Below are 13342 nucleotides of genomic sequence, written 5' to 3' on the forward strand. Positions count from 1 at the left end.
AGAGACAGGCTAATTTATTAAACTGATTTACTATTACTGATTATTCTATTTTATATTTTGAGCTTTAAAATAGACTTCAGGCTGTTCTAACATCAGAATAAAAGCATATTCTTTGGCTGTATCGCGTAAGCGATTAAAACGCCCTGATTTACCACCATGCCCTGCACTCATATTAGTTTCAAGTAATAGCAGATTATTATCTGTTTTTAATTCACGCAATTTCGCAACCCATTTTGCAGGCTCCCAATATTGCACTTGTGAATCATGTAATCCTGTTGTGACTAATAAATGAGGGTATGCCTTGGCAACCACATTATCATATGGGCTATACGATTTTAGGCGGAAATAAACGTCTTTATCAGCAGGATTTCCCCATTCTTCATATTCCCCTGTTGTTAAAGGAATTGAAGCATCAAGCATTGTTGTCACAACATCCACAAATGGAACTTGAGATACAACACCGCGGTATAACTCAGGTGCCATATTCACAACGGCGCCCATTAATAATCCGCCCGCACTGCCACCCATAGCGTAAACGTGTTTGGGTGCTCCGTAACCTTTGGCAATTAGATATTTAGTGGCATCAATAAAGTCTGTAAAAGTATTAACTTTATGTTCCATTTTACCTTGGTTATACCAGCGTTTACCTAATTCACCGCCACCACGCACATGCACAATGGCATACACAAAGCCTCGGTCTAATAAGCTTAAACGAGGTGAACTAAACGAAGGATCGATACTGCTACCGTAAGAGCCATAGCCATAAATTAAGATAGGATTTTCACCTTTCTTAAATAAGTCTTTGCGATAAACCAATGATACGGGAACTTCAACACCGTCTTGTGCTTTTACCCAGATACGCTCGCTTTCATATAAATTGCGTTCAAAGCCTTTCACTTCTTGCTGTTTAAGCAATTGCTTTTGATGCGTTTGCATATTCCATTGATAAGTTGAAGAAGGCGTTGTCATAGAAGTATAACCAAAGCGAAGCTCTTCGCTATCTGCTTGAGGGTTAAAACCTAGCCATGCCATATAAACAGGATCGTCAAAGGTCACATTCGTCGATTGACCTGTTTTCCAATCAATTTGACGTAATGACACTAGTCCTTGTTTTCTTTCTTCCACAACTAACCAGCGATTAAAGAGATCAAAACCTTCTAAATCGACCTCTTTTTGTGGTGCAATGACGGTTTCCCAAGGCTTATCGATTGATGCCGTTTTATAAAGACCAAACAATTCACTCTCATGATTCGAACGAATATAGAATTCGCCATTAAAATGGTCGATATCATATTCACGCCCTTCTTGACGCGCAGAGAATATTACCATTGGTTTTTCTGGCGCATTCGCGTCAATTAAACGAGATTCTGAGGTTGTTGAGCTTTCAATAGAGACAAGAATGTAATCTTCAGATTTACTTTTACCCATCCATGTATAAAAACGATCGTCGTTTTCTTCGAAAATTTTGACATCTTGTTTACGATCAGTGCCATATTGATGGCGATAGATTTGATAAGGCAGTAAGGTTTGCGGATCTTTATCAACATAAAATAGTGTTTTGCTGTCATTTGCCCACACAAGATTTGCTGAGATATTGGTTAACACATTCTCTTTCCATGTATTATCCGATAAATCTTTATAGGCAACATTATAGTTTCTGCGCCCTTCTTTATCTTCTGCAATAGCGATACGTTTGTTATCTGGGCTGATTGTCAAATCACCTAATTGATAGAATTCGTGCCCTTTAGCACGTTCGTTTCCATCAACGAGAACTTCCCATTCACCTTCGCTATTTACTGGTTTACGCTGATAAATAGGGAAATCTTTACCTTCTTGATAAATAGTCCGATAAGTATAGCCATTATAAATATAAGGCACTGATTCATCGTTTTGAGCCATGCGGCTCACCATTTCATTAAAGAGCGTTTCTTCGAGCGCCTTGCCTTCTTTCATCACTGATTCAGTATAGGCATTTTCAGCATTCAGATAATCAAGCACGTTAGGATCTTTACGTGAATCATCTCTTAGCCAATAGTAATTATCGGTGCGCGTGTCTCCATGTTCTGTCATCACATGAGGCACTTTATTCGCTTTTGGTGGCATCACTAGGGAGTCCTTCTGATTTTGAGCCAATGCAGGTGTTGCTGAAATTAACAATGCCATGATCGCACTCGTTAATTGCAACGTCATCCGTTTTTTTGTTGCGACTAGCATAACGTTTTATTTCCTTTTTGACCTGTCGTTAGAACGTTAGTGTAGAAAACTCAATTGGCATTTCAACCATTATTTTACCTTTCGACAATAACTCAATTGGCGGTATTGGTAAGGGTTCTGCACGTTTGAGTACTCGTTGTGCTTCTCTGTCTAAAGAACGCACGCCACTACTAAGAATTAATTCACTCGATATGACATAACCTTGTTCATCAACAATAAAGCGTACTTTAGAAATCCCTGTTCTACCTTTACTTTTGGCTTCTTCGGGATAGGCTTTATAGCGATTAAGATGCCCTTTTGTTTTAGCTTGCCATAATGCTAATGCGCTTTCCGTACTATCTGAATCGCTATCATAATTTGCACTAACATCATTAGATTGCTGTTTCGCCGCAGAGCGACTGCTTGATGGTGCTGATTGGCTAGACACATTTTCGCTAATAGTAGGCGCGGGCTTTACCGGAGAGGTTATAGGTGTCACTTTAGCTGTTTGCTCTACATTGACTCTTTTTTTAGGTTTTTCGAGCAAAATATCTGCATTTTCATTCACAATTAGATCAGGCTGTTTTTCAGCAATATCTTGCTCTACCTTTTTTTGGCTTGCTACCGCCAATTGTTGATCGACGCCTACAACCTGTTTTTCATCACTGAGTGCTTGTACGTTTTCGCTTAAGCTCATCATTACAGCTAATTCTGGCTCTTGTATAAGTACCGTATTCTCTTTATTGAAATAAAAATAAGCCATGACAAAAATAGCATGTACACCGAGAGCCAAAATAAATGCTTTAGAACTACAAAGCTGAAATTTTGGCATTTGATCCATACAAGAAGAAATAAGCATATTCGTGTTATCAATAAATTAAGGTAAGGCGACAGGTGTTATCCAAAGATAATCGGCATGAACGGAAGTCACATCACTTCCCTCTTCCGTCATTATCACCACAGTTACTTTTTCATTCGGTGCTAGATCAGCAACGTGTAAAGGTACACCCATTATTTTTGTAGCATGAAAAGAGCCAGCAATTAACAGTGCGGGTGTCGGAGCATCTAATAAACTTTTAGCCATTGCACGATCACGCAATTGCTGAATAACCGTCATTTTTTCTGCTTGTGTTTTATCAAGCTCACCGTCATGAGAAAGCTCAATTGTTTTTTGAATAAGTTGGCGAACAGAGGTATCAGTTGAATGCACACCATCAATAATAGGAGGATTTTTATACGCACTAGATATTTCACTGCGATCAATATTTGCCGCTAATAAAGGATAATCAGCGCTTAGCCCTGCTTTAACTATATTGCCATACCATTTCCAAGGCCAACCTGAATTCCATTTTAATGCAGCCATTAGTCGCTCATCTCGTAGATATTCGGAGCCTGAATAACGTTTCTTTGTGTTATCCACTAATGATTGCTGGCTTGGAGTTAGCATCTCAAGTAAAACTGCTCCTTGAGGGCGTTTTTTAGGTAGCTCTGTCATTAACCAATACTCAATATCATGATGATAAGCATTGTCATGTTTTTCACCAATAATCACATGTGATTGACTTGCTAATCGTGTTAACAGTGTGTCTGCTGTGATGGATTGCCCAGTCTGAGTATCAATGATGTTTGCTGACTGAATAATTGCCAGATCTACGGTTGATACAGGTTGTTTTTCTATTGAATGACATGCTGAAAGACTTATTAATGAAACTAGTAGTAAGATCTTTTTTGATATTGAGAAAAACATAATCATCCTATTAGTTATATATACCTACTTTAGTTAGACGCATAGGTTAATATTGTTGTTAATAATTATCAATATCATTCTTATATTAATTTGCATTTAACATTCTTTGTGCTGATTTGATGAGCATAAAAAACCCCCGATAATCGGTTGTCCAACTATCGGGGGTTCCTTTAATAAAAAGCGCTTTATGAATGGAATTATTTAATTAGTAACAATTAATTTTGAGATTGTGCTTGAGCTTCCACAACAGCTAATGCCACCATATTCACGATACGACGTACTGATGCAATTGGCGTCAAGATGTGGGCAGGTTTAGCAACACCCATTAATACTGGTCCTACTGTCACACCATCAGAGCTTGTCACACGCAGCAAGTTATAGCTAATACGTGCGGCTTCCATTGTTGGCATAACTAATAGGTTTGCAGCGCCTTTTAATGGACTATCTGGCATCACATCACGGCGAATAGATTCTACTAATGCTGCATCTGCATGCATTTCACCATCAATCTCTAATTCAGGTGCACGTTGCTTGATTATCTCTAACGCTTTTCTGAGTTTGATTGAAGATGGGCTATCAAATGAGCCGAAACTTGAACGAGAAACCAGCGCTGCTTTTGGCTCGATACCAAAGCGACGAATAGTATCAGCAGCCATAATCGTAATATCAGCTAGTTGTTCTGCGGTTGGGTCTTCATTGACGTAAGTATCTGTAATAAAAGTGTTACCACTTGGCAATAGCAGAGCATTCATTGCCCCTGCGGTTTCCATTCCTTCACGTAAGCCAAACACATTTTTGTAGATTTCAAAATGTTCAGAATAGCTACCCACAGTACCGCAAATCAGACCATCTGCTTCACCTCGGCGAACCATAATGGCACCAATAAGTGTTGGATTGCCAATCATTGCACGGCGAGCTTGCTCTTGTGATACACCGCGACGTTTCATGATTTGGTGATATTCTTGCCAATACTCTTTGAAACGTGGGTCGTTTTCATTATTCACCACTTCAAAGTCTTTACCAGCTTTAATGTGTAAACCCAATTTCTGAATACGCATTTCAATCACACTAGGACGGCCAATTAAGATTGGAGTGGCTAATCCTAACGTTACCAATTCTTGCGTTGCATGTAGTACGCGGTTTTCTTCCCCTTCTGCTAACACAATGCGTTTTTTCTCTTTTTTCGCTTGCGAGAAAATAGGTTTCATAAATAAGTTCGTTTTATAAACAAACTCATTAAGGTGTTCGATATAAGCAGAGAAATCTTCAATTGGACGTGTTGCAACACCAGAATCCATCGCCGCTTTTGCAACTGCTGGCGCAATTTTCACAATCAAACGTGGATCAAACGGTTTCGGAATAATGTATTCAGGGCCAAAAGAGAGTTCCTGATCACCATAGGCAGAAGCAACTTCTTCGTTTTGTTCCGCGAGTGCTAATTCTGCAATAGCATGAACACAAGCGAGTTTCATCTCTTCATTAATTGCTGTCGCACCAACGTCTAATGCGCCACGGAAGATGAATGGGAAACACAATACGTTATTAACCTGATTTGGGTAGTCAGAACGCCCTGTACAGATAATCGCATCTGAACGTACAGCTTTTACTAACGGCGGTAAAATTTCAGGTTCTGGGTTTGCAAGCGCGAGAATAAGTGGATCGCGAGCCATTTTCTTGACCATTTCTTGCGTTAATACGCCAGGCCCTGAGCAACCTAAGAAAATATCAGCATTATTAATAACGTCATCTAATGTACGAGTGCCGTTATCTTCGATTGCATAAGCAGCTTTGGTTTCTGCCATATTAGCTTCACGTCCACGGTAGATAACCCCTTTAGAGTCACATACAGTGATGTTTTCGCGTGTTAGCCCTAAAGCAACTAATAAGTTCATACAAGCAATAGACGCGGCACCTGCTCCTGATACCACTAATTTTACTTTACTAATTTCTTTTTTAATAATACGCAAACCATTGAGAATTGCGGCTGTAGAGATAATCGCTGTACCATGCTGATCATCATGGAATACAGGAATGTTCATTTTCTCACGCAGTTTTTTCTCAATATAGAAACACTCTGGTGCTTTAATATCTTCGAGGTTAATACCACCAAATGTTGGCTCTAATGATGCGATAATGTCAACGAGTTTGTCAGGATCTGTCTCATTAACTTCAATGTCAAAAACATCAACGCCAGAAAACTTCTTAAACAAAACGCCTTTACCTTCCATCACAGGCTTACCTGCTAAGGCACCGATATTTCCAAGTCCAAGTACCGCAGTACCATTTGAAATCACCGCGACAAGGTTACCTTTGGCTGTGTAGCGATAAGCAGCAAGAGGATTTGCTGCAATTTCTAAACAAGGAGCGGCGACGCCTGGTGAGTAAGCTAATGCTAAATCACGTTGGGTTATGAGTGGTTTTGTTGGTGTTACTGTGATTTTGCCAGGTACGGGAAATTCATGAAAATCTAGAGCGCTTTGTTTTAATTTGTCTTCCATCTTCATATCCTTTGTATCAATAGGGTAAGGGCTTCGTTAGTATAATGGTAATGGAGCGTTAAATCATGACGGCTCCGACACTTTTTTCAAATTAGTAAACAAGATTTATTATAAACAATTAATACCTAGTTGTAGGTATGTTATTAACACTATTTAATTTCACCAGTGTAATAAACTCGAACAGAAAAAAGACAATATTTGTTTATTATTTACCAGATATTAAATTAACATTTAAAATAATTAATTTTTTTATATTGTTTAAAAAAACAATAACTATTTTCACTTGTTGATTATTTTTTTAATAGTCTTATCTCCACACAACTCATTGTAACTATAAAGATTTTATAGAATTAGATTTTTTGTTAGTCGTTTTGGTTATTTTCTTTTTTACCCGTAACAATAATTGGTGTAATATTGCGAACCGTCAATTTTATTTTCTTATTGTTTTAATAAGATGTCTGATTCTAATTTTTATTCCTCATTTGGAATTTACTTTTTTATTTTCTGCTATTGGAAAGATTACGCACATTATTATTTTTTTTTAGGGAGAGGGGTTATGCCTAGCTACTCAATTATGATAGTGGATGATCACCCTATCATGAGATATGGATTACGGCTATTGTTAGAAAAAGACAAGGACTTTGTCGTAGTAAGCGAAAGTGGCAATGCTCAAGAGGCTGTAACCGCTGCAAAACAGTTAAATCCAGACTTAATTATGATGGATTTAAATCTACAAGGGCGTTCAGGTATTGATATTATTCGAACACTTCGTCGCTCTGGTTTAACATCTTATGTTCTTGTTTTATCCGTTTCTGATTCACGTAATGATGTTTACGCTGCGTTGGATGCTGGCGCAAACGGTTATCTTTTAAAAGAGTGTGAGTTAGACATGCTATTACTTAGCCTACGCAAAGCAGCTGTTGGGCATCCTGTTTATAGTGAGCGAGTGTGGCAATATATTCAGCTTAGGCAAAACTATTCTGATCCACTTTCAGCATTGACTAAAAGAGAGTTAGATGTTCTTCATGAAGTGTCTGCTGGAATGAAAAATAAACAAATTGCTGAGAATTTATTTATTTCTGAAGAAACAGTGAAAGTCCACATTCGTAATATTTTAAAGAAACTGCAAGTCACTTCTCGTTTAGCTGCCAGTCTTATTCTTATTAAGCATCAGTACTAAACGCTTTACCCCGACACTGGGTCGGGGTAATCAGAGCTATTATTGAATATTCTGCTTAGTGCTATATTAAATCATCTCTACTCAATAGGAACTGGATAACTTAATACTTTAAAATGGTTATCTGGTAACTTTTCGATATTTAACTGATACAGCTCTCGATTTATTCCATTAATCACAATATCAAGTTCGCTAAAAGCGGATTGTATTTCTTCATTGGTTGCCCATGAAGGAATACCTTTTACACCATAATAAAAATAAATTTTACTTTTGCCTGATCCTATCGGTTGGATCTCTTTAATTTGGCTAATGAACAGGTGACCATAACAGAAGTCTTGATAAGGTTGCCATGCTCTGCGCCCCTTTTCACTGAGATTGAACACCCATTCTTCTCCATTTGCGGTTTGTTCAATCAATCCTGCCTCAACTAATGCATGCATTCTTTCTAGCACCCAAGGGGCATCATCTTCATTGCTGTACACAGGCCATTTCCCTTCGCCCAAACACAATAAATAATCACTGTTAAAAAAAGCCTCTAAGGCTATTTTATACTCATCAACTTTTTGACTGTCATTTTCTTCATCTGCCCAGCTAAAAGAAGAAAGTAAAAGCAATATAAGACTCAGTGAAATACTTTTCATATTCTCTTTTACCAACGGAAATCTTTATTCGTATTTGTATTACTCTACGCTACACAATTCGTTACACTAACGTGACAGTTTAATATCCGATATATTTTATAATGTAAATAGGATTTTTCACTACAACAAAAGCTGTTATTTTGGAATTGTATAACACTCATTCTCATCAATACTAATATTACGTATTGTCATATAAGGAAAATATCATGTCCACGACAAACCTGACATATACCATGTACGGCATAAAAAATTGCGATACAATCAAAAAAGCACGTAAATGGCTAGATGATAATCATGTTCCCTACACGTTTCATGATTACCGCAAAGAGGGTTTGACGGAAGCATTATTACGCACCTTTACAGAAAATTTAGATTGGCAGACACTTGTGAATAAAAGAGGAACAACTTGGCGTCAATTATCTGATGAAGAAAAAAACGCAATCACTGATGTTACCTCTGCAATCTCACTTATGTTAGATAAACCCGCGATCATTAAACGCCCTATTCTTGTGTCATCAGACAACCGCTTTGTTGTTGGTTTTGATGTCAATGATTATTCGTCCTTTACAGGAGCCTAATTTTTATGTCCTGTCCTGTTATTGAGCTTGCACAACAACTGATTTCGCGTCCCTCAATCAGCCCTGATGATCAAGGTTGTCAGCAACTGATTATCGATAGGCTTGCCCCTCTTGGTTTTACGATTGAAAGAATGCCTTTTGGTGAAACTGAAAATCTCTGGGCTTGTCGTGGTGGTGAAGGCGAAACACTAGCCTTTGCTGGTCATACTGATGTTGTACCAACAGGTGATCTTGATTTGTGGGATAACCCGCCTTTTGAACCATCTATTCGTGATGGTATGTTATATGGACGCGGTGCGGCGGATATGAAAGGCTCGCTTGCCGCCATGATTGTCGCTGCTGAACGTTTTGTTCGCTCTTATCCTGATCACCGTGGACGACTGGCCTTTTTAATTACATCGGATGAAGAAGCCAAAGCCGCAGACGGCACGGTTAAAGTCGTACAATCTTTAATGTCGCGTGGCGAACGTCTCGACTATTGCCTTGTGGGTGAGCCTTCAAGCCAACATCATTTAGGCGATATGGTAAAAAATGGTCGTCGAGGCTCAATAACAGCAAATTTAATTATTCAAGGTGTGCAAGGTCATGTCGCTTACCCTCACCTTGCAGAAAATCCTATTCATCTTGCCTCCCCTTTTATCCAAGAGCTCGTTAATACTGTTTGGGATGAAGGCAACGAGTTTTTCCCAGCAACTACAATGCAAATTGCCAATATCCATGCAGGTACAGGCAGCAATAATGTGATCCCCGGTGAGCTGTTTATTCAATTTAATTTCCGCTTTAGTACTGCCATTACAGATGAAGAAATTCGCCAACGTACAGAAGCGTTACTACAAAAGCATCAACTTCGCTATCAGTTGGAATGGTCTTTATCTGGCCAGCCTTTTATTACCGGCCAAGGTAAATTACTTGAAGCTGTCCGTTACTCCGTTAAGCATTACACCAATTTAGAGCCAGAGCTTTCCACCAGTGGAGGCACTTCTGATGGTCGATTTATTGCCCAAATGGGCGCGCAAGTTGTCGAATTAGGCCCTGTTAATGCAACAATTCATAAAGTTAATGAGTGTGTTAATGCGGCAGATTTACAACAGCTTAGCCGAATTTATCAGCGGGTTATGGAGCAACTTATTTTATGATAACGCCTTTAATGCTAACTGGCCGTTCTACTGATCATTTAGTCACTTTATCTGGTCAGCATCGCTTGCAATTTAATGCCACTAAGGCTTTTTTAGCATTACAACAACAAGCCACAAAAGCAGGCTTTAAATTAATGCCAGCCAGCTCTTTTCGTGATTTTAACCGCCAATTAGCTATATGGAATGGAAAGTTTGAAGGTACTCGCCCTGTTTTAGATGCACAAAGCCAGCCAATAGATATTCATGCATTATCAGATGGTGAGCGCTGTATCGCTATTTTAAAATGGTCAGCATTGCCCGGTGCAAGTCGCCACCATTGGGGCACTGAGATTGATATTTACGATCCTTTTCGTTTACCTGAAGGTCAATCATTACAATTAGAACCTTGGGAATACGAAGATGGTGGCTATTTTGCAGAGCTTAATGAATGGTTAACGGAGAATATGTCAGCGTATGACTTTTATCGCCCTTTTACTCATAAAGAGAGCGATATTGCTTACGAGCCATGGCATATCAGTTATTGGCCTCTTTCCCATGAAGCTTCTCTTGCTTATACGCCTGATATTCTAAAATCTGTGTTAGAAGAAGAGAATATTTATGGTAAACAGTGGCTGTTAGCTAATCTTGACGAAATATTTGCACGTTACATTGTTTTGCCTGAGTAACGTTATTTTTCACATGGGACTTCTTGTTGATCATTAACAGGAAGTCTCCACATAAATATCAACAAACACACTAAGATTATCAGCAATAATATTCTGACCCAAAGCATAGACACTAGCCACAGTGAAATCGCAAAGGTAATTAAGATCACTAAGATTGCTTTAGGTTTCGCCCCTTTAGGCATAGCGTGATAAGTTTGCCAATATCGTAAATAAGGACCAAACCAAGAGCGATAAAGTAACCAATAATGGAAGCGCTTCGACGAACGAGAAAAACACCATGCAGCAAGCAATAAGAAAGGTGTAGTGGGTAACACAGGCAAAATAACACCTAATGTAGCTAATCCAACACATAACCAACCTGCTATAATCAATAATATCCGTTTCATGCTGTGCTTTTCCAACCTATGCTTTATTGCGTTATTTTATAGAGTAAATAAAAAAGATCCTCATTCTCAACAACAATTTTAAAATATAAGGCTTATTTATGCACTGGATTGCTGACTATTGGTGGGTAATTTTAATTCTTTTAGTAGGAATTATCATTAACGCTATTAAAGATATGAACAAAATCGATCCCAAGCAATTTCTTAAAAATAAGCGAAAGTTGCCTCCACATCGTGATTTTAATGATAAATGGGATGATGAAGATGATTGGCCTAAACAAAATCAAAACAAGAAGGATGAGAATAAGTAGCTAGCCACTGTTGATAACGCGATGTTAATTGAGGATCTTTTTCAGCCATTAATTGCGCACATTGCTCTCTTAATTGCTTAGTTAAGACTTTTTTTCCTGATAAAGAAAACTCAGCCACACACTGCTCGAGTGACTTATTGTCTACAAAAAAAGCCACTAATAACGGATAGTGTTGCTCATAACCTACTAAAAAATTAGCAACACTCTCATAAACAGTAAGTGCGGGACGATGAGCAAATGCAAAACCCGCCATCACTAACCAACGGTCTTGTGATGTAGCAACATGATTTGGTATTAAATTATCCGCTAAGCAGAGCTTGGTTTGCTGTTCTATCTGAGGATATTGCAAAGCAAAAGCACGTAAAGACGAGCGTAATAACTGTTCGCCTTTTTCTGTTAGTGGATAAATTGCCATTGCAGCGTAGCATCCACTACTTGCCTCTTTATGTACTCCTAAGCGCACTATTTGAAAGCCACATTGCATCCAAAACTGTGCTAACACTTCGGTATAACCAAAGCTCACCGAAAGATAATCAATAGCCTGTTTTTGACTCTCTTTTACAATATTAGCAATTAAAGTTGCGGCAATTTTTTGGCGTCGATATTGAGGTAAAACAGCAATGCGGCTAATACGCAATGAGTTCAAACACATTGCATCGGGTGTTAAACCATAAGTTACTAATGATTGAGCAACCAAATTACCTCTTGGCCTACGAGTACCTAGCCAGACATCATAAGCAAGTTCGAAAGGTAATCCTCCTTCTTCGATACACCACACAGCACCCACGATTTTTTTATTGATTGATGCTGACCAATAACGCTGTTTTTGACCATCAAGTAAACGCCGTAGATCAAGTGGCGTTGTTCGATAATGCGCACTAGTAAGTAACTGATAAAAATCATGTAGTTGTGAAATATTGTTATGCCAATTTCCTTGAAGCTGGTGGATATCGACTTCACCTTGTTTTTGACGCTCAAAATCAGACTCAAGCTCATCAAGCAATAACAATTGATTAAGCCAATTTTCTAATGGACAATCTTTAGCCCAACGAATTGGTGTTTGTAATTGATAGGTATGCAAATTAGGAATGTTGTCTCCTAATTTCAGCATAAAACCTCGCCCTGTTCCTTCATAGCCTTGTACTGTGGTTGTCATTAAGACATTAGGGAAATAACCACACAGCACTTCTAGTTGTGCAATAGGCAAAGAAGCAGCCTCATCAATAATTAGCCAATCACTTTGAATTTCGTTATTTATACACAACGCTAATAAATTATCAGGAGAGTAAAATGAAATAGCTTTATTGGTGTGTGAAGATAAAACATCTGTACTATTTTTAGCAGGTGCACATACCAGCACATTTCCTTGATATTGTTCGATAAACATTCCCGCCAGCGCTGACTTTCCTCTGCCTCTTGGTGCAATAACACTCCAAATACCCGATGTCGATAATAGCAAATTATCTAAAATTACTTGCTGTTCTGCGGTTGGTTTACCTTGTGGAAGTGCCCAAGGTTTAGCCTTTTCAATCAATTTGGGTAATTGAAATGGCGTTGATTGTTGCCAGACAATTGCTTTGTCATCACCTAAAGTGATGTTTTTTAGCCATGCCATAAAATTTGGTGTTGAAAGTACACCTTGAGCATCATTCCATCGCTGACTATCGTTATCGGTATAACTGTCCCAACGTTCAATATCAGGCAAGCACAAAATCAATACACTACCTGCTTTTAATGTGCCCGTTAACATGGCTAAAGCATCAGTATTAAATCCTTCATTAGCATCAAAAACCGCATGTAGGAACTCACGCCCCAATAGGCGAATAGCTTGTTCAGGTAAAATAGCATGGGGTTGATTGAAAGAAATAGTGACCCAATCACCTTGGCATAATTGAGTAATTTGCTGGATCTGTGCCGTTTGCCATGCTGGTTCACCCGCTAATAGCAGTAACTGGCGTTGCCCTAATTGAGCTAATTTTTGCTGATATTGATGTAAATGAGACAATGGCACAG

12 protein-coding genes are annotated in these 13342 nt (G+C 38.6%); 5 read left to right on the top strand and 7 right to left on the bottom strand.

Going from position 1 to position 13342, the window contains the following annotated elements; all coding sequences use genetic code 11:
- Nucleotides 1-45: 45 nt before the first annotated feature.
- From ACWPWK_RS02490 to maeB, 4 genes are all read right to left on the bottom strand, one after another.
- Nucleotides 46-2214 (bottom strand): S9 family peptidase, encoded by a 2169-nt coding sequence (locus ACWPWK_RS02490; protein WP_109373640.1) that lies wholly within the window; start codon nt 2212-2214, stop codon nt 46-48.
- Nucleotides 2215-2242: 28 nt separating this feature from the next.
- Nucleotides 2243-3025, bottom strand: a complete 783-nt coding sequence (locus ACWPWK_RS02495; RefSeq protein ID WP_232797462.1) for an energy transducer TonB family protein — start codon at nt 3023-3025, stop codon at nt 2243-2245.
- A gap of 45 nt (nt 3026-3070) precedes the next feature.
- Nucleotides 3071-3940, bottom strand: a complete 870-nt coding sequence (locus ACWPWK_RS02500) for a ChaN family lipoprotein (RefSeq protein WP_109373642.1) — start codon at nt 3938-3940, stop codon at nt 3071-3073.
- Between the two features lie 215 nt (nt 3941-4155).
- Complete coding sequence (maeB, locus tag ACWPWK_RS02505) at nt 4156-6438, bottom strand: NADP-dependent oxaloacetate-decarboxylating malate dehydrogenase (protein WP_109373643.1); 2283 nt, start codon at nt 6436-6438, stop codon at nt 4156-4158.
- Between the two features lie 556 nt (nt 6439-6994).
- Between maeB and ACWPWK_RS02510 the strand changes: the two genes are divergently transcribed.
- Nucleotides 6995-7618 (top strand): response regulator, encoded by a 624-nt coding sequence (locus ACWPWK_RS02510; protein WP_069368881.1) that lies wholly within the window; start codon nt 6995-6997, stop codon nt 7616-7618.
- A 77-nt stretch (nt 7619-7695) separates the two neighbouring features.
- Here the strand turns inward: ACWPWK_RS02510 and ACWPWK_RS02515 are convergent, their stop codons facing one another.
- Entirely contained in the window at nt 7696-8256 is a 561-nt protein-coding gene (locus ACWPWK_RS02515) for a hypothetical protein (RefSeq protein ID WP_100160343.1), read from the bottom strand.
- A 206-nt stretch (nt 8257-8462) separates the two neighbouring features.
- On the opposite strand from ACWPWK_RS02515, the gene ACWPWK_RS02520 reads away from it, so the two are divergent.
- The 3 genes from ACWPWK_RS02520 to ACWPWK_RS02530 are packed head-to-tail and all read left to right on the top strand — an operon-like array spanning nt 8463 to nt 10635.
- On the top strand, nt 8463-8834 hold the full coding sequence (locus ACWPWK_RS02520; RefSeq protein ID WP_109373644.1) for an ArsC family reductase: 372 nt from the start codon (nt 8463-8465) through the stop codon (nt 8832-8834).
- Nucleotides 8835-8839: 5 nt separating this feature from the next.
- On the top strand, nt 8840-9970 hold the full coding sequence (dapE, locus tag ACWPWK_RS02525; RefSeq protein ID WP_109373645.1) for a succinyl-diaminopimelate desuccinylase: 1131 nt from the start codon (nt 8840-8842) through the stop codon (nt 9968-9970).
- Entirely contained in the window at nt 9967-10635 is a 669-nt protein-coding gene (locus ACWPWK_RS02530) for a M15 family metallopeptidase (RefSeq protein WP_109373646.1), read from the top strand. The genes dapE and ACWPWK_RS02530 overlap by 4 nt, the downstream gene beginning before the upstream one ends.
- Before the next feature lie 2 nt (nt 10636-10637).
- Here ACWPWK_RS02530 and ACWPWK_RS02535 read toward each other — a convergent pair whose 3' ends face one another.
- A complete protein-coding gene (locus tag ACWPWK_RS02535) occupies nt 10638-11021 on the bottom strand; it encodes a DUF454 family protein (RefSeq protein WP_109373647.1) in 384 nt (127 codons plus the stop codon).
- A 98-nt stretch (nt 11022-11119) separates the two neighbouring features.
- On the opposite strand from ACWPWK_RS02535, the gene ACWPWK_RS02540 reads away from it, so the two are divergent.
- A complete protein-coding gene (locus ACWPWK_RS02540) occupies nt 11120-11329 on the top strand; it encodes a YpfN family protein (protein ID WP_109373648.1) in 210 nt (69 codons plus the stop codon).
- On the opposite strand, the gene ACWPWK_RS02545 is transcribed toward ACWPWK_RS02540, so the two are convergent.
- Nucleotides 11292-13340, bottom strand: a complete 2049-nt coding sequence (locus ACWPWK_RS02545; protein ID WP_109373649.1) for a tRNA(Met) cytidine acetyltransferase TmcA — start codon at nt 13338-13340, stop codon at nt 11292-11294. The genes ACWPWK_RS02540 and ACWPWK_RS02545 overlap by 38 nt on opposite strands.
- Between the last annotated feature and the right edge of the window lie 2 nt (nt 13341-13342).

The organism is Proteus sp. Marseille-Q3619, from assembly GCF_965283115.1.